At 60.5% G+C, this 18,999-nt stretch carries 15 protein-coding genes; 12 read left to right on the forward strand and 3 right to left on the reverse strand.

Translation table 11 applies throughout. The annotated features are described in order from the left end of the window. Positions 1–51: 51 nt before the first annotated feature. Positions 52–783: a GntR family transcriptional regulator gene (locus F3H58_RS04655; RefSeq protein ID WP_063949038.1), complete on the reverse strand. Its 732-nt coding sequence runs from the start codon at positions 781–783 to the stop codon at positions 52–54. 283 nt (positions 784–1,066) lie between these two features. Here F3H58_RS04655 and F3H58_RS04660 point away from each other — a divergent pair, with 283 nt between their 5' ends. Next, positions 1,067–1,987 carry a methylenetetrahydrofolate reductase gene (locus F3H58_RS04660; RefSeq protein WP_149741401.1) on the forward strand — a complete coding sequence of 307 codons (921 nt, stop codon included), beginning with the start codon at positions 1,067–1,069 and terminating at the stop codon, positions 1,985–1,987. A 58-nt stretch (positions 1,988–2,045) separates the two neighbouring features. Here the strand turns inward: F3H58_RS04660 and F3H58_RS04665 are convergent, their stop codons facing one another. Next, positions 2,046–2,843 (reverse strand): crotonase/enoyl-CoA hydratase family protein, encoded by a 798-nt coding sequence (locus tag F3H58_RS04665; protein ID WP_149741402.1) that lies wholly within the window; start codon positions 2,841–2,843, stop codon positions 2,046–2,048. Positions 2,844–2,987: 144 nt separating this feature from the next. Here F3H58_RS04665 and F3H58_RS04670 point away from each other — a divergent pair, with 144 nt between their 5' ends. The 10 genes from F3H58_RS04670 (at position 2,988) to F3H58_RS04715 (ending at position 14,912) form a co-directional block, all read left to right on the forward strand. Beyond that, the gene (locus F3H58_RS04670; protein ID WP_149741403.1) at positions 2,988–4,823 is read left to right on the forward strand and encodes a feruloyl-CoA synthase; all 1,836 of its coding nucleotides are present in this window, start codon (positions 2,988–2,990) and stop codon (positions 4,821–4,823) included. After that, positions 4,820–5,581, forward strand: a complete 762-nt coding sequence (locus F3H58_RS04675; protein ID WP_149741404.1) for an SDR family NAD(P)-dependent oxidoreductase — start codon at positions 4,820–4,822, stop codon at positions 5,579–5,581. Before F3H58_RS04670 ends, F3H58_RS04675 begins: the two co-directional genes overlap by 4 nt. Before the next feature lie 4 nt (positions 5,582–5,585). Beyond that, the gene (locus F3H58_RS04680; protein ID WP_149741405.1) at positions 5,586–7,178 is read left to right on the forward strand and encodes an acyl-CoA dehydrogenase family protein; all 1,593 of its coding nucleotides are present in this window, start codon (positions 5,586–5,588) and stop codon (positions 7,176–7,178) included. Between the two features lie 66 nt (positions 7,179–7,244). Next, a complete protein-coding gene (locus tag F3H58_RS04685) occupies positions 7,245–8,393 on the forward strand; it encodes an ABC transporter substrate-binding protein (RefSeq protein ID WP_149741406.1) in 1,149 nt (382 codons plus the stop codon). A 141-nt stretch (positions 8,394–8,534) separates the two neighbouring features. Continuing rightward, a complete protein-coding gene (locus F3H58_RS04690) occupies positions 8,535–9,569 on the forward strand; it encodes a branched-chain amino acid ABC transporter permease (RefSeq protein ID WP_063949045.1) in 1,035 nt (344 codons plus the stop codon). 1 nt (position 9,570) lies between these two features. Beyond that, the gene (locus tag F3H58_RS04695) at positions 9,571–11,343 is read left to right on the forward strand and encodes a branched-chain amino acid ABC transporter ATP-binding protein/permease (RefSeq protein ID WP_149741407.1); all 1,773 of its coding nucleotides are present in this window, start codon (positions 9,571–9,573) and stop codon (positions 11,341–11,343) included. 56 nt (positions 11,344–11,399) lie between these two features. Beyond that, positions 11,400–12,065: an ABC transporter ATP-binding protein gene (locus F3H58_RS04700; protein WP_502706413.1), complete on the forward strand. Its 666-nt coding sequence runs from the start codon at positions 11,400–11,402 to the stop codon at positions 12,063–12,065. A gap of 113 nt (positions 12,066–12,178) precedes the next feature. Beyond that, positions 12,179–13,024 carry a formyltetrahydrofolate deformylase gene (purU, locus tag F3H58_RS04705; RefSeq protein WP_149741409.1) on the forward strand — a complete coding sequence of 282 codons (846 nt, stop codon included), beginning with the start codon at positions 12,179–12,181 and terminating at the stop codon, positions 13,022–13,024. Positions 13,025–13,249: 225 nt separating this feature from the next. Then, positions 13,250–13,972: a transcriptional repressor LexA gene (lexA, locus tag F3H58_RS04710; protein ID WP_080825189.1), complete on the forward strand. Its 723-nt coding sequence runs from the start codon at positions 13,250–13,252 to the stop codon at positions 13,970–13,972. Between the two features lie 262 nt (positions 13,973–14,234). Then, positions 14,235–14,912: a glutathione S-transferase family protein gene (locus tag F3H58_RS04715; protein ID WP_149741410.1), complete on the forward strand. Its 678-nt coding sequence runs from the start codon at positions 14,235–14,237 to the stop codon at positions 14,910–14,912. A 19-nt stretch (positions 14,913–14,931) separates the two neighbouring features. Here the strand turns inward: F3H58_RS04715 and F3H58_RS04720 are convergent, their stop codons facing one another. Next, positions 14,932–17,361 (reverse strand): ComEC/Rec2 family competence protein, encoded by a 2,430-nt coding sequence (locus F3H58_RS04720; protein WP_149741632.1) that lies wholly within the window; start codon positions 17,359–17,361, stop codon positions 14,932–14,934. A 306-nt stretch (positions 17,362–17,667) separates the two neighbouring features. On the opposite strand from F3H58_RS04720, the gene gltA reads away from it, so the two are divergent. Then, entirely contained in the window at positions 17,668–18,957 is a 1,290-nt protein-coding gene (gene gltA, locus F3H58_RS04725; RefSeq protein WP_003502585.1) for a citrate synthase, read from the forward strand. Positions 18,958–18,999 lie beyond the last annotated feature (42 nt).

The following is an 18,999-nucleotide window of genomic DNA, read 5'->3' on the forward strand; positions in this document are numbered from 1 at the left end:
AAAGGCGGCTCCCAAAGGGGCCGCCAGTATATTTCCTGAGGTTTCCGGGGCTTAGTCGCTGATCAGCGCCAGACCCGGCATCTGCGCGATCAATTCCGGCGCTTCGCGGATCATGTATTCAAGATTGGTGCGCGCCGTGCGCGAATGCTCCCGCGCGATTGCCTCCGCACGTGCGCCCTCCCGCGCAGCAATGGCCGCCACGATTGCCTTGTGCTGCTCCTGCGCACCCCTTAGCGACCGGCGAAAGGCGCCGATATTTGCCTTGTCGGGAAGGAAGGCGGAAGGTGAAGCGAACGGCAGTGAACTTGCGCGCTCCACCTCACGGCGAATCATCTCGCTGCCGCAGAGCGCCGCAAGCTGATGGTGAAACACCTGATTAAGCGCGGAGTAACGATCAAAATCGACGTCATCGACACGGTCGCCGAAGCACAAATCCAGCTCGTGTATCGTGCGCCCAATCTCCTCAAGCGCACCCCTTGAAGCGCCGCGTTCCGCCGCAAGTCTGGCTGCCGTTCCCTCCATGACACCGCGAATTTCAATGGCATCCACGACATCGGCATAACCGAACCGACGCACGACAAACCCGCCGCCAGGTAGGCGGTTGAGCAACCCTTCCTCCGTCAGGCGGGAAAGCGCCTCGCGCACGGGGGTTCGGGAGATATCCAGAAGTTCGGCTGTCGGCACCTCAAAGAGCCGCATACCGCCGGGGAGCTCGCCACTCAGGATTTTTTCCCTGAGTTCGATCACCGCCCGGCCGCCATGTGTTGCCGCATCGCCCTTCATACCACCCTCCGACCTGCCGCCATTACGTCGCGGCACCTGTTCCGCAGTGTATACACCGCCACGCGCCTGTTGCGAGACATAATCCTCGCCATGGTTTGTGACCAGCCATGGATAGCAGGAGCTCGACGTAAGGGATTGGAATACCCCGAAAAATTCCAATAATGTATTCACCGATACTAAAAAAGCAAAGCAAAAATGTCAATATTTCGGATTTTTTGCTACTTTTTGATTGAAACGCCGATCTTTATGTATACATAATCGAACCTCGCTAAGGGAGAAAGCGATGGGATGGTCAAGTTTCTGGGAGAATTCGGCTCCGGTGGAACCCGCGGTTGCGGCTGGCGACATCGTTCGTGGATGGTCAATCGAGGTCATGCCGCGCACGGCGGCGAAGATCGCCAAATTTACGAATATTCTGCCTGAGGGCACGCGGGTCTATATCGCCCACATAGAGGGCACGCCGATTGCCGACATGGTATCGACCGCAAAACGCCTGAACGATGAAGGCTTTCCAGTGATGCCACACATTCCGGCCCGGGGCATCAGAGGTAAAAGCGAGCTGGAGGACTGGCTGAAGCGCTATCAGGGAGAGGCTGGCGTGACGCAGGCGCTCTTGCTCGGCGGCGGCCAGAAAGAAGCGGTCGGCGCCTTCTCGAGCGCGATCGACATGATCGAGACCGGTCTTTTTGACCAGATGGGCTTCACGCATCTTCATCTGGCCGGTCATCCCGAGGGCAATCGCGACATCGATCGCGACGGCTCATCGCGCGGGGTCGATCAAGCCCTGTTGTGGAAGCAGAATTTTGCTGACCGGACAGACGCCCGGCTCGCTTTGACCACCCAGTTCGCCTTCGATGCCGATGTCGTCACGGAATGGGCGACGCGAATCCGGGCGATGGGCGTCACGATCCCGATCCACGTCGGCGTTGCCGGACCGACCAAGCTGCAGACGCTGATAAAATTTGCCATCGCCTGCGGTGTCGGGCCGTCCCTGAAGGTGCTGCAGAAGCGCGCGCTCGATCTTTCGAGGCTTTTCGTTCCCTATGAGCCGACCGATGTCATCGCGGGGCTCGTTGCCCATAAGGCGGCTCATCCCGATAGCCTGATCGAGCAGGTTCATATCTTTCCGCTGGGCGGCATTACGCCGGCCGCTGAATGGATGAAGAAACATGCATCATCAGCGACTTTCGCCAATGTCGCCTGAGAAAACCTTTTCCCAGACGGCATCGCCCTATTGCGAGGTGACCGAATTTCTCGACGGATCAGGCCGTCGCATCCGGCGCTTTCAGCCTCGCGGCACGCTTTTCAAGGAAGGCTCGCAGACGCTCCTCGGCTTCGGGGCTGGCTGCCGTGAAAGAGGAAATGAAGGATTCGACGAACAAGCCGTCGTCCTTGGCCATATCCTGAATGCGGGGAAGCGCATTGATGACCGCGTAGTTCGACAACGGCGCATTGGACGCGGCCGCGGTGGCGAGCTGATGCGCCTTGGCGAGCGCCTCACCGCGCGGCACCACATATTGCACGAGGTTCCATCGCTCGGCTTCGTCCGGCGAGGCAACACGGCCGGTCAGCATCATGTCGCTCATGCGGGCAACGCCCATCAGCCGGGCGATGCGTACAGACCCCCCGCCTCCGACGAAGATGCCGCGCTGACCCTCTGGGAGCGCAAAAAAAGCGCTCTCATCGGCAACGCGCAGATGGGTGGAGGCCGCAAGTTCCAGTCCGCCGCCGACCACGGCGCCGTGCAGCGCCGACACCCAGGGAATGGTGCCGTGTTCGATCTGCGAGAAGACGGCATGCCAGCGGCGGGAGCCGCGCACACCTTCAATCGGCGTCTTGGAAATATGCTCGCCAAGATCGAGACCGGCGCAGAAATGATCGCCATGCCCGAAGATGACGGCAGCGCGCGCTTCTCTTTCCGCCCTCGCCGCGGCACCGGCAATGGCTTCCACGAAACGGTCGCTGATGGCGTTGCGTTTTTGCGGCCGGTTCAGCCCCACAAGGGCGACGTCGCCGCGCAGTTCATAGGTGACGAATTCGTCTGTCGTTTTTTCGTTCATGCCGACGTCTCCAATAGTCCAAGGCAAATACACAATTAGCTTTCCGCATTTTGTTTACAAGGATATTATTTTCTTGTAATCATTTTTTTGACAAAAGATTATTTGCACGGTCACGTGAATGACGTCTGGGAGGAGGTCGTGACGATGAAGGTGAAGCTTTGGTCGCCCGATGTCGCATGGGAGAAGCGGCCGAACGGCGAGATCATGGTCTGGCGGAACGATCCTCTTGGCCCCTACCCGCACAAACTCAATGAACGCCTCGTTCACTGGGCGGCGACAACGCCTGATCGCACCTGGATGGCGGATCGACAGGGGCGTGAACCGTGGCGTGAAGTCAGCTATGCGCAGGCCCTCGATAAGGTCCGCCGTATCGCCCAGTTCCTGCTTGACAAGGATCTCTCGGTCGAAAGGCCGCTTCTGGTCCTTTCGGAAAACTCCATCGAACATGCGCTGATTGTGCTTGCGGCCCAGCATGTCGGTATTGCCTCGGCAGCGATCACCCCGGCCTATGCAACCGCGTCCGATCTCGGCAAGCTTCACGATATCCGCAGGCAAATCACACCGGGCATGGTATTTGCCGAGGACGCGGCACCGTTCCGGCGCGCCCTGGAAGAGGTGTTTGGTGACGGCACGCCGCTCGTCGGCATCAGCAATCTGCCGGAGGATCGCCCCAACACATTCCGGTTCGACACGTTGCTCGAGACCGTACCCACGCAAGCGGTGGATCGCGCCTTCGATTCGGTTGGCGCTGATACTGTTGCCAAATTCCTTTTCACGTCAGGCACGACCGGCTCGCCCAAGGCCGTCATTCAGACACAGCGGATGCTGTGCTCCAATCAAGAGATGATTGCCGACTGTTATGCCTATTTTCGCGATGAACCGCCCGTGGTCGTTGACTGGGCGCCGTGGAACCATACGGCAGCCGGCAACAAGGTTTTCAACCTCGTCATCTATAATGGCGGCACCTATTATATCGATCGAGGCAAGCCGAGCCCCGCGCTGATCGGCCAGACCATCGATAATCTGCGTGACGTTTCTCCTACCTGGTATTTTAACGTTCCCGCTGGCCACGAGATGCTGGTTCGGGCGATGCGGAAGGACGAGGCGCTGTGCCGCACCTTCTTTCGTGACCTGAAATTGCTGATGTATGCCGGCGCGGGCATGGCCCAGCACACCTGGGATGCGCTGATCGAGCTTTCGGTTGCCACGGTTGGCCATGCGGTCCCGATGGGTGCCGGCCTCGGCTCGACGGAGACCGCCCCCTTCTCGCTGTTCTGCACCGAACCGCAGGAGAAGCCAGGCAATATCGGCATCCCGGCGCAGGGCGTAACGATGAAGCTCGTGCCGGTCGATGATCGATTTGAGCTGAGGCTGAAAGGCCCGAACATCACGCCGGGTTACTGGCGTAACGCAGAGCTGACCGCGGCCGCTTTTGATGAGGAAGGCTTCTATCGCATCGGCGATACGGTGAAGTTCGCAGTTCCTGAGGATCCTCGCCAGGGCTTTTATTTCGATGGCCGCATTGCCGAGAATTTCAAGCTACAGACAGGCACCTGGGTTGCTGTCGGGCCGCTGCGCGCTCAATTCGTCAACATGTTCTCGGGCCTCATCCGCGATGCTGTCATCACCGGCGAGAACCGCTCCGAACTCGGAGCGCTAGTGGTTCCCTTCATGCCGGCGCTGCGCGAGCTTGTTCCGGGCTCACACCAGCTGTCCGATGCAGAGATCATCCGGCATCCCATTGTGAGGGCGCAGATTGCTGCAAAGCTTTCCGCGCATCAGAAACAGGCAAGCGGTTCTGCAAGCCGCGTCATGCGCCTTCTGGTCATCGAAGACCCCCTTCGCTTCGAAAAGGGTGAGGTCACCGACAAGGGATCGATCAATCAGCGTGCAGTCCTTCTGCATCGCAAGGAACTGGTCGACACACTCTACGGCGATGCGCCTCAGGTCATCACGGTCAACAAGGAGGTGGCAGCATGAAAATCGAAGGCGCAGGCGCTCTTGTAACAGGTGCGGCATCCGGCCTCGGCGCGGCAGTGGCCCGCATGCTCGCGGCCCGCGGGGCTGCGGTCACTATTTTTGACAGGAATGGTGAAGCCGGCCAGAAACTGGCGACGGAAATCGGCGCTACAGCCGTTCAGGGTGACGTGGCAAGCGATGCCGATGCGCAACTCGCGGTCAACGCGGCAGCCTCCGCCAAGGGCGGGCTTCGCGTTCTCGTCAATTGCGCCGGGGTCGGCACGGCCGGCCGGATTCTCGGGCGCGAAGGCCCTCAGCCACTTGGTGATTTTGAAAAGGTTATCCGCGTCAACCTGCTCGGTACCTTCAACATGATGCGCCTTGCAGCCGCCCGTATGGCTGAGGCGGAGCCGATCGACGGCGCAGACAACGGCGTGATCGTCAATACGGCCTCGGTTGCCGCCTTTGAAGGTCAGGTGGGACAGGCAGCCTATGCGGCATCGAAAGGCGGTATCGTTTCGCTGGCCCTGCCCGCGGCCCGTGAGCTTGCCCGCTTCCGCATTCGGGTCAACACCGTCGCGCCGGGCATCTTTATGACGCCCCTGCTCCAGGGATTGCCACAGGACGTTCAGGAGAGCCTTGCGAGCCAGATACCCCATCCGTCCCGGCTCGGCGATCCAGCCGAATTCGCCGATGCGGTCCGGTTTCTCATCGAGAACGATTACATGAACGGCGAAGTCATCCGGCTGGATGGCGCGATCCGCATGCAGCCGCGGTGATACGATGAGTTTTTCAACGCAGGCCACAAGCACATTAGAGCTTCTGAAAGCAACGCCGGGCTGGCATCGCATCCAGTCGCTTCGCGGCGATTGTGACGATGCTCTCGCCGAGGCCGTTCTCCACGAAGCGGCACGTTTTGCCGAAACCGTTCTTGCGCCGCTGAACACAGCGGCCGATCGTCAGGGCTGCACCGTCGTCGATGGCCGCGTACTTGTTCCAGACGGTTTCGGTGATGCTTTCAGCCAGCATGGGGGCGATGGCTGGCTCGCCATGGACGTGCCGGAACGCTTCGGTGGCCAGGGCCTGCCGCTATCGATCCAGACCGCTTGCGCACCGCTTTTCGAACGCGGCTGTGTCGCGTTGATGATGGCCTCCGGGTCTACCCGAGCGGCCTGCCATCTGATCGCCGAGGTGGCGGTCGATGCCGTTGCGAAGGAATGGGTTCCGCGTCTTGCGCGGGGAGAATGGGCGGCGACAATCTGCATCTCCGAGCCGGATGCCGGTTCTGATCTCGCGCGGCTGCGCAGCCGCGCTGTCTTGAGAGACGGTGCTTGGCGCATCACCGGCTCGAAAATCTGGATATCTTTCGGCGATCACGACATGGCGGCCCGCATCGGCCACTGTCTGCTTGCCCGTACCGGTGAGGAGATCGGGACACGCGGCCTCAGCCTTTTTCTTGTGCCGGATGAAATCGACGGCCACCGCAATGGTGTCAGCTTGGACCGCATCGAGGAAAAGATGGGCCTGCACGGCTCGCCCACCTGCGCCCTGCGTTTTGAAGCTGCACGTGGCATTTTGCTCGGCGAAGAAGGGCGCGGTCTTGCCCAGCTATTTGCCATGATCGAGTTGATGCGCCTGCAAACGGGCTGTCAGGGACTGGGGCTCGCCTCGGCCGCCATCGACATTGCGGAGAGCTATGCGCAGGAGCGTCTTCAGGGTGGCGATCCGGCAAAACCCGCCATCCCGATCGCGCGCCACCCTGATATACGCCGCCAGCTCGAAGAGGCGCGGCTGCGCACGGAAACGCTGCGGGCCGCAACGCTCGAACTTGCCACCGTCATGGACCTTGCCCGGCTCGAGCCGAATGAGAATTTGCGGGCCGATTTGCGGGCGCTGTCGGGCTGGCTGTTGCCGCTCGTCAAGAATTTTGGTGCGGATGCCGGATTTACCGTCGCCAATCAGGCCATACAGATCTTGGGCGGGGCGGGTTACACGCGGGAATGGCCGCTGGAGCAATATCTGCGCGATGCGCGCGTGATGACCATTTACGAAGGCACCACTGGCATGCAGGCAATCGACCTTCTGACCCGCCGGCTTTGGCGCGATGGCGGAAGGGGCCTCGAGGTTTTTCTGGAACGCGCCCGCGACGATCTCGCCGATTGTCCGACGGCAAAAGCAGGAGCGGCGAAGGCTACGCTTGAAGCTTTCGAGGCCGAGAGCCGGCGCATGGCCGCACTCGTAGATCAGCCTGAGACGGGCCTCTGGCAGGCCAACGCCTATCTGAACGCCGCCTGGGATGCTTTCGCCGCCTGGATGGCTGTTCGGGTCGAAGCCCTTTCAGCACTGCAACAATCGACGGCGGGGGAAGCTGCCTGATCCCGACGAGATACTGAAATGCATTTCCGGGCGCTCGTGAACGTCCGATCATTGGGAGGAGAGACAATGAGAAAGCGTATGATGACATGGATGGCAACGGCTGTTGCCCTGACGATGACGGCCGGCTCGGCTTTCGCCGATATCACCATTGGCGTGACCATTCCGACGACCGGCCCGGGCGCCGCACTCGGCATACCGCTCAAGCAATCGATCGAATTGTGGCCGTCCGAGATCGACGGTGAAAAGCTGAAGGTCATCCTGCTCGACGATGCCGGTGACCCCTCGGTTGCCACCACCAACGCGCGCCGCTTCGCCAATGACGATAAGGTGGATGTGATCGTCGGTTCTGCCCTCACGCCGGCCGCGATTGCTGTCGCAGGTGTGGCGAACGAGACGGAAGTGCCGCATTTCGCGCTCTCGCCAATTCCGCCGACGGCCGCGAAGAAATGGAACTTCGTCATGCCGCAGTTCTCCACCGTCCTGGTGAAGAGCATGTTCGCCCGCATGCAGAAGGACGGTATCAAACGCGTCGCCTTTATCGGTTTTGCCGATTCCTACGGCCAGCAGTGGGTCGATGCGCTGAAGACCACAGGCAAGGATTATGGCCTCGAACTGGTTGCGGAGGAGCGTTATGCCCGCGCCGATACCTCTGTTTCCGGCCAGGTACTGAAGTCGCTTGCCGCGCGTCCGGATGCCGTGTTCATCGGCGCATCCGGCACGGGTGCCGCCCTGCCCCAGATCGGCGTGCGCGAGCGCGGCTTCAAGGGCAAGATCTATGTCGTCTCGGGTGCGGTCACCTTCGATTTCCTGCGGATTGCCGGCAAGGCCGTTGAGAACACCGTGTTTTCCTCCGGTCCGGTCATGGTCGCGGAAGATCAACCGGACAGCTCTCCGACCAAGGAACAGGGCCTTGCCTATCTCAAGGCTCTCGAAGCCAAGTTCGGCGCGAACGCGCGCACCCAGTTCGGCTCGCATGTCTGGGATGTGATGGTGATCCTGAAGAAAGCCGTTCCGGTTGCGCTCAAAAAGGCAAAGCCCGGCACGCCCGAGTTCCGTGTCGCACTGCGCGATGCCATCGAGACAAGCGGGCCGTATAATGCCACGCACGGTGTCTATGAGTTCAAGGAAGACGATCATTATGGCCTCGACCAGCGCGGCGTCGTGCTTCTGACGGCGAAAGACGGGAAGTTCGTACTACTGCCCGACGATAAATAATCGCCGGCACTTAAGATCGACCGGGGAGCCTGTCTCCCCGGCCCTGCCGCAAGCCCTTGGCGTCGGCGATACCCGCCGCGGATCGCCTGCCATTCAAAATATCCGTCACGCCTTACCGAGAGCCAAACCAAAGGGTGCATTTTGGACGCGACAATTGCCACATTCCTGATCCAGGACGGCGTCACCAATGGTGCGATCTACGCGCTGCTGGGGCTTGCCCTCGTTCTGGTCTTCGCCGTCACCCGCGTGATCTTCATTCCGCAGGGTGAGTTTGTCGCCCATGGTGCGCTGACGCTCGCGCTACTCGATGCCGGGCGCGTCCCTGGCACGCTGAAGCTGCTGTTATGCATGGGCGCCGTGGCCCTACTGCTCGACCTGTGGGGAATGCGTCGGGGCCTGCGCCTCTCGGCGCTGCTGCGCGCGATGGCCATCAACCTTGCGCTGCCGGGCCTCATCTACGGGCTGGTCGCCATTCTGGCGCCCATGCAACTGCCATCGTTTTTGCGCGCGCTCATTACGATCGCGATCATCGCGCCGATGGGATATTACGTTTACCGTATCGCCTACCGTCCGCTTGCCGACGCCTCCGTGCTCGTGCTTCTCATTGCTTCCGTTGGTGTGCATCTGGCACTGATGGGGCTCGGGCTTGCCTTTTTCGGCCCGGAGGGCCTTCGTGCAGCGCCGTTGAGCGACGCCGGCTTCACGCTCGGGCCGATGCTTGTCAGCGCGCAAAGCATCTTCATCTATCTCGCGACAATTCTGGTGATGGTCGGCCTTTACTTCTTCTTCGAAAAAACGCTGCTCGGCAAAGCCCTGAAGGCAACCGCCATCAACCGGCTCGGCGCACGCCTCGTCGGCGTTCGAACGGAACTGACCGGTGTCACCGCCTTTGTGCTTGCTGCTGCAATCGCGGCGGTTTCCGGTGTACTGATTGGTCCAATCACCACCATCTTCTACGATACGGGCTTCCTGATCGGCCTCAAGGGCTTCGTTGCTGCCATTCTCGGCGGCATGGCAAGCTTCCCCGTCACTGCCATTGCCGCGATCGGCGTCGGGCTGATCGAGGCTTTCGCCTCCTTCTTCGCCAGCGATTTCAAGGAGATCATCGTGTTCGGCCTGATCGTGCCGGTGCTGATCTGGCTTTCCTTCGGTGCCAGCCATCATGAGGAAGAGTGATATGACCCTCGGCAGACATCTTTATCCCGCCATTGCCGCGCTACTTGTCGTCGCTCTCTTCCCGCTCATGCCGATCCCGCCATTCTGGGTGACGCTCGCGAACAATATCGGGCTTGCGTCTCTGGTTGCCATCGGGCTCGTGCTGTTAACCGGCGTTGGTGGCATGACTTCTTTCGGCCAGGCGGCCTTCTGCGGTTTCGGTGCCTATACGACAGCGGTCCTCACCACGGCCTACGGCTTTTCACCCTGGCTCACATTGCCACTGGCGCTCCTCGTCGGCGTCATCGTCGCGCTGCCGCTGGGGCTGATGACCGTCAGGCTTTCCGGCCACTACCTGCCGCTCGGCACCATCGCCTGGGGGCTGGCAATCTATTACCTTTTCGGTCGCGTCGAGCTCCTCGGCCGGTATGACGGAATCTCGGGCATTCCACCACTGTCCATCGGCAGCGAACCGCTGATGAGCAGCAGCTCAATCTATTACGTGATCTGGATATTCGTCATTGCCGTGGCGATCGGCGCGCAGAACCTGCTCGACAGCCGTGTCGGGCGCGGCATTCGCGCCCTGCGTGGCGGCTCGCAGGCAGCGGAGGCCTTCGGCGTGAATATCGAGCAGGCCAAACTGACCGTTTTCGTCTTCGCAGCCGTTGTAGCGGCGCTGTCAGGCTGGCTTTACGCCCATATGCAGCGCTCGATCAACCCGACGCCTTTCGGGCTCGACATGGGCATCACCTATATGCTGATGGCCGTCGTCGGCGGTTCGGGCCGGGTCGTGGGCGCCATCTTCGGCGCAGCCGTGGTGCTGGTGCTGAAAGAGGTGCTGCAACGGGTCCTGCCCGGCCTTGTCGGCACCTCGGTGAATGTGGAAATGATCGTGTTTGGCGTGCTGCTCGTGCTGATCCTGCAGCTCTCGCGCGACGGTCTTTGGCCGCTTCTGGAAAAATACCTGCCGACCCGGCCGCCGCGCGCCATCCGCCGGGCAGGCGCCGGTCTCGAAACGCGGGACATGCCTGCAGCCGGCAGTCCGCTGGTCCGGGTCGACCGGGTCCGCAAGACATTCGGCGGGCTGACGGCGGTCAACGATGTCAGCTTTGACATCAAGGCCGGGCAGATCGTCGGCCTGATCGGTCCGAACGGCGCCGGCAAGAGCACGACTTTCAATCTCATCACCGGAATCCTCGACCTTTCGGGCGGTGACGTCACCTATCAGGGACAGACGCTTTCGGGCCTCAATCCGCGGCTCATCGCCAAACGCGGCATCGCGAGAACCTTTCAGCACGCCAAGGTCCTTCCGACCATGTCGGTCCTCGAAAACATCGCTCTCGGCGCGCATCTGCGCGGCAATGCCGGCGTTTTCCGAAGCTTCTTGCGACTGGAGCGACAACAGGAGCAGGCTCTGCTTGCCGAAGCCGCGCATCAGCTCGATCGCGTCGGTCTCGGTGCCCATCGCGACCGCCCCGCCGGCGACCTCGCTCTCGGGCAGATCCGAATTCTGGAAATCGCCCGCGCGCTCTGCCTCAACCCGACCCTGCTGCTGCTCGACGAACCGGCGGCCGGTCTGCGCCACGGGGAAAAGCAGGAGCTCGCGACGCTGCTGAAAAAACTGCGGACCGAGGGCGTCAGCGTCCTGCTTGTCGAACATGACATGGGTTTCGTCATGGGGCTGGTCGACCACATCGTCGTGCTCGATTTCGGTACCCTGATCGCCGAAGGCAAGCCGGCTGAAATCCGGCAACATCCGGCCGTGATCGCGGCTTATTTTGGGGGGGCAGCGTGAGCGGACATCTACTCGACATCAAAGACATTCGCGTTGCCTATGGCCGGGCGGAAGTGGTGCACGGCATCTCGCTATCCATGACATCGGGCAGCATCGTCACGGTCATCGGGGCGAACGGAGCGGGCAAAACCACGCTGCTCAACGCCATCATGGGTGTCGTGCCTTCGCGCGGGACTATTGTTTACGACGGCGCGCCGGTGCCCGAGACGATCGAGGGCCGCGTTGCCGCCGGCCTCTGCCTGGTGCCGGAAAGGCGAGAATTATTCGGCTCGATGACGGTTGAGGACAATATCGAACTTGGCGGCTTCCTGCGTTCCCGTCGGGAGCGCGACGAGACACGCGATGCTGTTTACACACTCTTCCCGCGCCTTCGCGAACGCCGCAAGCAGCTCGCCGGAACACTGTCGGGCGGCGAAAGGCAGATGCTGGCGCTCGCGCGGGCGTTGATGAGCCGGCCGAGACTGCTACTTCTCGATGAGCCGAGCCTTGGACTTGCACCGCTGATTGTCGCCGAAATCCTGCGTATCGTCGCCGACCTGCGTCAAACCGGTGTCTCCATCCTGCTGGTCGAGCAGAATGCCCGCGCCGCGCTCGAAATTGCCGACGAAGCTTATCTCGTCGAACTCGGTGAAGTGCGCCGCTCAGGCCCAGCTTGCGAACTCGCCGTCGATCCCGCTCTGATGGCGAGTTATCTCGGGCCGGGCGAACACGCCATCCAGTGACATCCGCGACCGCTTCGTGCTGACGCTCGGCCCCGTGGAAACGGGGCGTGGCTCCGCGTGGGCGCCGCTATGACAACAGTCCAACCGCAACTCCATCTTCCAGGAGGCTTTAGATGAATTACGTCCTGACGCTGCGCTGCCCCAACAGAAGCGGAATTGTCGCTGCGGTCTCGGGCCGCATCGCACAGCATGGCGGCGATATTTATGAAGCTCAACAATTCGACGACCATGAAACGGGCATGTTTTTCATGCGCGTCGCCTTCTCCATGGCCGGCGACGAGGCAGGCTTTCGCAATGGACTTGCTGAGGAGATCGATCGCTTCGCTCTCGACGCCACGCTGCGTCCAGCAGGTGCGCCGCGCAAGCTGCTGCTGCTCGTTTCCCGCTTCGACCATTGCCTCGGCGATCTTCTCTATCGCCACCGCATTGGCGAATTGAATGCCGAGATCGTCGGCATCGTCGGCAACCACCCCCGCGAGGCCCTGAACCTCACGCTCATGGGCGGGATAAAGTATCATCACCTGCCGGTGACAAAAGACAACAAGGCCGAACAGGAAACACGCATCAAGGACATCATCGAAGAAACGGGCACCGAACTCGTCGTTCTTGCCCGCTACATGCAGATCCTATCGGACAATTTCTCCGAATACTTATCCGGGCGCTGCATCAACATTCATCACTCCTTCCTGCCTGGTTTCAAGGGCGCAAAGCCCTATCACCAAGCCCATGAGAGGGGCGTCAAGATGATCGGTGCAACGGCCCATTATGTCACCCGCGATCTCGATGAAGGGCCGATCATCTGCCAGGACGTCGAGCCGGTCAGCCACGCCGATACGCCGGATGAGCTGGTCCGCAAGGGACGCGACATCGAGCGACGCGTGCTTGCCCGGGCGGTCTCATGGCACCTTGAGGACCGGGTGCTTCTCAACAAGAACAAGACGGTCGTTTTCGCGCGATAGCACAGCCCAATCTACACCCTGGCCTGAAACGCGGAACGAATGGGACGCGTCGGGGTCTCGCCTAGGAACGACATCTGGAGCTTTGGTTACTCCCAATTTGCGAAATGTAAATTCGAGCCAAGCTTAACCAGATTTTAGGGGATTGCGGAACACATATGGAACATATAGTGTTCGTTCTGTATTTGTTTCGCGACTCCAACGACGATTCTCAAGGGTGTTTTCCTCATGCTCACGCGCAAACAGCAGGAATTGCTTCTCTTCATTCATGAGCGAATGAAAGAGTCCGGCGTGCCGCCCTCCTTCGATGAAATGAAGGATGCACTCGATCTTGCTTCCAAATCCGGCATCCACCGGCTGATCACGGCGCTCGAAGAGCGCGGGTTTATTCGCCGGCTACCTAATAGGGCACGGGCGCTGGAAGTCATCAAGCTGCCCGAGGCTTATACGCCGGGCGCAAGGCCGCAGCGCGGCTTTTCGCCGAGCGTCATCGAAGGCAGTCTCGGAAAACCGAAGGAGCCGGAACAGGCCCCTGCCGCGAAGGCGCCCGCCAATGATTTCGCCGGAGCCGCCACGGTGCCCGTCATGGGTCGTATCGCTGCCGGTGTGCCGATTTCCGCCATCCAGAACAATACCCATGATGTGGCCGTGCCGGTGGACATGCTGGGTTCGGGCGAACATTACGCGCTTGAGGTCAAAGGCGATTCGATGATCGAGGCCGGGATTTTTGATGGCGATACCGTCATCATCCGCAACGGCAACACCGCCAATCCGGGCGATATCGTCGTGGCGCTGGTGGATGATGAAGAAGCCACGCTGAAGCGCTTCCGCCGCAAGGGTGCATCCATCGCGCTGGAAGCGGCGAACCCGGCCTACGAGACCCGCATTTTCGGACCTGATCGGGTGAAAATTCAGGGCAAGCTGGTGGGATTGATCCGTCGTTACCATTGATAACTGGAGGCTACCGCCGCCATCATGACACCGAATAGGTTTTCAGGGGCGACAGATTTGGCGTTCGAAATGAATGGCGCATTGTTCCGTTGAATTGATGCGCCTTTTCTTTGTGAAATTGGCAAAAGCGCTCGTTGCTGCGAAGTTCCGTCGCGTATGACGGCCCGTCCATCAATTGGCGTTATGGGAGCCATGGATTCTTTGCGATATTCCTAGGCCCTTCGCAGGTATAGAAATGCGCGTTCCATCGGGGGAAAACGCCATGTACGATCTTTATATTGCCAACAAGAACTATTCCTCATGGTCGCTACGGCCCTGGGTTTTGATGCGCACGCTTGGCATCGCCTTTGATGAAAAACTCGTTCCCTTCGGCGAAGGTGTTTCCTTCTCCAGCTTTTCGCCGACCGGCAAGGTGCCGTGCCTTGTTGATGAGGGCGTGACGGTCTGGGAATCGCTGTCGATTGCCGAATATCTGGCCGAGAGACATCAGGGCGTATGGGCAAGCGACAAGCAGGCACGGGCCTGGTCGCGTTCGGCGGCCAGTGAAATGCATGCGGGATTTTCCTCGCTGCGCAATCTTTACCCCATGTCGGTCGGTATCCGCGTAAAACCCAAAACCGGCAATGCCGGGCTTGCGGCCGACATAAAACGCATAGATTCGCTGTGGAGCGAAGGTCTTGCAAAATTCGGCGGACCGTTTCTCGCCGGTCAGAAATTCACGGCGGTCGACGCTTTCTTCTGCCCGGTGGCGTTCCGCTTCCAGACCTATGGCGCTGATCTTTCGCCGGGGGCGAAGGATTATTGCGACCGGCTGCTTGCCCTGCCCGCCATGCGCGAATGGTATGAGGCCGGGCTGAAGGAAATCTGGCGCGATCTGCCGCACGAAGAGGAAATCGGCAGCATTGGCGAATTGACCGCGGATTTGCGCGCCAAGGCCTGACAAATCATGCTGGCGGCGCTCAATGCGATGCCGTCAGCAACCGGGTGACGGCTTCAGGCACCTCATGGTCAAAGCGCCCGCTCTTCCAGTCGTAGAAGCGATGTTCGCTCCACGGCCTGTCGGTGCTGGCGGTTGCCGCGCGCATCCGCCCCACCACCCCCGCCTGATCGCTGCCGGCGAAATTTATCTCTACCGAGCCAATACGTCTTAATGTGTCGCGGCTGAGCAGCAGGGCGCCCGAGCGGCATTGCGCAAACGAGGTTCTGCGGGAGACGATGACGATATCGGCAATGTCACAGGCTTTCCCGGCAAACCGGCCGTCTTCCAGCACGATGATAAATTCGCCGCTTTTCGCACGCGCCACACACCAAATGCCTGTCCCGCAGGTGAAAATGCCCGGCGCAGCATCTCTCAGCGTCGTTATCATCTCCCGCGCCACGGCCTTCATGTCCTCCGGCGCCAGCTTCGATCTTGCGCTGAGAGCAACGGTGGTTGCCGGGATCCCCGTCTTCAGAACCACAGGCGCGATCGGCTTCTCAGGCAAAAGCAGCGCTCTCTGCCATTGCTCATAGATGAAGCCCTGCGGTCTTGTTTTTGTGGTGTAGACCCTACCCTCGTCTAGAAGCGCTACCAGCTTGCCTTCTTCGTGAACAAGCAGATCGGGCGGACTGCGTTGAGCGACAGCGCCGGAGAGGCCGAAGGCGAGGAGCAGAGGTGGAATTCCAAGCAGAGCCAGCCGGGTGCGCAGCAATGTCAGTAACAGAAAGCCCGCCGAGGCGATGCCGATGAACCAGCCATGCGGCCGCCCGGTCGCGGCGCTGCCGCCCCAGGACGCCACTTCCTGCGCAACCTCGATGACAAGCGCCATGCCGTAACCCATGACCTTCAGAAATGGCGCATCAAGCCCAAAGGGCATCAACAACATCGCGATGAGTCCGAAGGGCATGACGACCAGCGACATCAGCGGCATGGCTGCCAGATTGGCGAAAAGTCCATGGGTGGTGACACGCTGGAAATGCTCGGCGGAATAGATCGCCGTCGAGAGCCCGCCGATCAGCGATGTGGTGATGACACCGCCAATGACGGCGCCTGCCGTTCCCGCCACCGTCATCCACGCCGGTTTGCGCCCGATGAACAGACGCTCCCGGTCGGTGCGCCATCGGCTCCACGCGGCATAGGCCGCAACGAGCGCGATCGTTGCGGCGAAGGACATCTGGAAGCTCGGCCCCATGATTTCCGAAGGAGACAGCGCGAGGATGACGAGAGCGGACAGCGCAACATTTCTGAGGCTGAGCGAGGGCTGATCGAACAGTACCGCAATCAGCATCACCGACATCATCAGCCAGGCGCGTTCGGCAGAGACGGCAAAACCTGATATCAGGTAATAGGCAAGCGTCATCAGAAGCGCCGCAAAAGCGGATATTTTCTTCACCGGCCAGCGCTGGGCAAAGGCCGGAAACAGGCTGAAGACAAGCCTCAGCCCGACGAAGAATATGCCTGATGCCAACGCCATGTTGAGCCCGGATATGGCGACGATATGGGCAAGGCCGGAAAGCCGCAGGGCCTCCATCGTCCCGGCCGATATGGCCTGTCTCTCATCGGTGACGATAGAGGCGGCAAACGCACCGGCGTCGCCGCCAATGGTGGTGCGGATGCGCTCGGCAATGGCGATGCGCAGGCCGTAAAGCCGCATATCGGCCCATTCCAGCAAGTCTTCTTTTGCGTCGATATCAGGGGCCGTTACCGTCTGCGGCGACTTATAAAAAAAGCCGGTCGCGCCGATGCCCCTGAAATAGGAGGCGAAGGCGAAATCATTGAGACCGGGCAAGGCCGGACCGGATGGCGGCGAAAGTCGCGCCTTGCCACGGATGGTCGCACCGAGTGCCGCTGGCTCGCCGCCACCGCGGGCAAGCAAAGAGACCTTTCCCGGCGGGCGTGACACTGTCGGCGCTTCCGTCGCAGCCAGTTGCACCACATACCGCCAGTCGCCGCGGGCATCGACCTCCCGGCGCAATACCTTGCCTGATATGGTGGTGGTGACGGGCGTATCCAGCACCACGGTCCCTGCCCGCCGCGTTTCGAATTCGGCAAAAAGCATGCCCAGCAACAGCAGGGCGACGACGCTGCACACCGTCGCTGCCGGGGTCAATCGATATCGGGTGGCGTATGCCAGGCCGGCGGCGATCAAAAAAAGAATAACGAGAAGCGGCAATGAAGGTGCTGCTTCCAGCGAAAACCAGAGGATCGCTCCACAGCCGGTGAAGACCGGCACGAAAAGAAAATCATGGCCGAATGCGCGTTCTTCGGCGAGGCAGTTGGTGATTTTACGGATAATGGCCGCTTGCGGTTTCGGCCTGCTGACAAGGGCCGGCAGACCATACGTCGCGATCTCGCCGGTCCGGCGCAGCGGTGACAGGATATCCGCCGTGCGGGGCAATCCGCCCTGCATCGTTTCGGCATATCCGAAATGCTGTTTTTCCCCTTGATCAAGCACTCTGCGCCGCGCCCCTGCCGCACCGGAAACAGGTTTGCAGGGGACGCGAGGGATTGCAATGTTTTCCTTTAACCCTGCGTTGACCGAGATTGAATTGCCATGATCGATAAAGCGAAAACCGATGCAATTGCGTTTGCCGCAATGCACAATTTGACCTTTGGATAGCTTGGCATCGGCGCCAGGATCATATAGCTAATCGGTAGACGCTTAACCGCGAGGCGTGTCTCAACGCCTCCACCCGCATGTTCTCGGAGGATCAGTATGACGGAAAAAAGCGCTACAGTGACACTTGGCGAAAAGCAGGTGGAACTCCCGGTCAGGGAAGGCACGATTGGACCAAGCGTCGTCGATATCGCCACGCTCTATAAGCACACGGGCTCCTTCACCTACGACCCGGGTTTCACGTCGACGGCCTCCTGCGAATCCAAGATCACCTATATCGACGGTGACGAGGGCGTTCTCCTGCATCGTGGTTTCCCCATCGAGCAGCTCGCCGAACAGGGCGACTTCCTGGAAACCTGCTATCTGCTGCTCTACGGCGAATTGCCGACGGCTGCGCAGAAGAAGGATTTCGACACCCGCGTCACGCGCCACACCATGGTGCATGAGCAGATGAGCCGCTTCTTCACCGGCTATCGTCGCGATGCGCATCCGATGGCCGTCATGTGCGGCACGGTCGGCGCGCTCTCGGCCTTCTATCACGACTCGACCGACATCACCGATCCGCACCAGCGCATGGTCGCTTCGCTGCGCATGATCGCGAAGATGCCGACGATCGCCGCCATGGCCTACAAGTATCATATCGGCCAGCCCTTCGTTTACCCGAAGAACGATCTGGATTACGCCTCCAACTTCCTGCACATGTGCTTTGCCGTGCCTTGCGAGGACTACAAGGTGGATCCGGTTCTGGCCCGCGCCATGGATCGCATCTTCATCCTCCATGCCGATCACGAGCAGAACGCCTCCACCTCCACGGTGCGTCTTGCCGGTTCGTCGGGCGCAAATCCATTCGCCTGTATCGCGGCTGGCATCGCCTGCCTCTGGGGCCCGGCTCACGGCGGCGCCAACGAAGCGGCGCTCAACATGCTCAACGAAATCGGCACGGTTGACCGTATTCCGGAATATATCGCCCGCGCCAAGGACAAGAACGATCCGTTCCGCCTGATGGGCTTCGGACACCGCGTCTACAAGAACTACGACCCGCGCGCCAAGATCATGCAGAAGACGATGTACGAAGTGCTGGAAGCCACCGGCAATTCCGACGATCCGATCATGCAGGTCGCGCTGGAGCTGGAAAAGATCGCCCTTTCCGACCCCTATTTCGTCGAAAAGAAGCTGTACCCGAATGTCGATTTCTATTCGGGCATCACGCTGAAGGCGCTGGGCTTCCCCACGACCATGTTCACCGTTCTTTTCGCTCTTGCCCGCACCGTCGGCTGGATCGCACAGTGGAACGAGATGATCGAAGATCCACAGCAGCGTATCGGCCGTCCGCGCCAGCTCTATACGGGCGCCGGCAAGCGCGACTACGTCCCGGTTTCCAAGCGCTAAGCCGCGAAACCCTGTAAGATCAAAGGCCGGCAGGTTTTCACC

The organism is Rhizobium sp. NFACC06-2 (assembly GCF_900101425.1).
GTDB lineage: Bacteria > Pseudomonadota > Alphaproteobacteria > Rhizobiales > Rhizobiaceae > Agrobacterium > Agrobacterium leguminum.

Excerpts from the sequence above, each read along its gene's own strand:
- F3H58_RS04665 (WP_149741402.1), bottom strand. The coding sequence starts at position 2,843 with ATGAACGAAAAAACGACAGACGAATTCGTCACCTATGAACTGCGCGGC.
- purU (WP_149741409.1), top strand. The coding sequence starts at position 12,179 with ATGAATTACGTCCTGACGCTGCGCTGCCCCAACAGAAGCGGAATTGTC.
- F3H58_RS04660 (WP_149741401.1), top strand. The coding sequence starts at position 1,067 with ATGGGATGGTCAAGTTTCTGGGAGAATTCGGCTCCGGTGGAACCCGCG.
- F3H58_RS04655 (WP_063949038.1), bottom strand. The coding sequence starts at position 783 with ATGAAGGGCGATGCGGCAACACATGGCGGCCGGGCGGTGATCGAACTC.
- F3H58_RS04695 (WP_149741407.1), top strand. The coding sequence starts at position 9,571 with ATGACCCTCGGCAGACATCTTTATCCCGCCATTGCCGCGCTACTTGTC.
- gltA (WP_003502585.1), top strand. The coding sequence starts at position 17,668 with ATGACGGAAAAAAGCGCTACAGTGACACTTGGCGAAAAGCAGGTGGAA.
- F3H58_RS04715 (WP_149741410.1), top strand. The coding sequence starts at position 14,235 with ATGTACGATCTTTATATTGCCAACAAGAACTATTCCTCATGGTCGCTA.
- F3H58_RS04670 (WP_149741403.1), top strand. The coding sequence starts at position 2,988 with ATGAAGGTGAAGCTTTGGTCGCCCGATGTCGCATGGGAGAAGCGGCCG.
- F3H58_RS04680 (WP_149741405.1), top strand. The coding sequence starts at position 5,586 with ATGAGTTTTTCAACGCAGGCCACAAGCACATTAGAGCTTCTGAAAGCA.
- F3H58_RS04675 (WP_149741404.1), top strand. The coding sequence starts at position 4,820 with ATGAAAATCGAAGGCGCAGGCGCTCTTGTAACAGGTGCGGCATCCGGC.
- lexA (WP_080825189.1), top strand. The coding sequence starts at position 13,250 with ATGCTCACGCGCAAACAGCAGGAATTGCTTCTCTTCATTCATGAGCGA.
- F3H58_RS04685 (WP_149741406.1), top strand. The coding sequence starts at position 7,245 with ATGAGAAAGCGTATGATGACATGGATGGCAACGGCTGTTGCCCTGACG.
- F3H58_RS04720 (WP_149741632.1), bottom strand. The coding sequence starts at position 17,361 with ATGCAGGGCGGATTGCCCCGCACGGCGGATATCCTGTCACCGCTGCGC.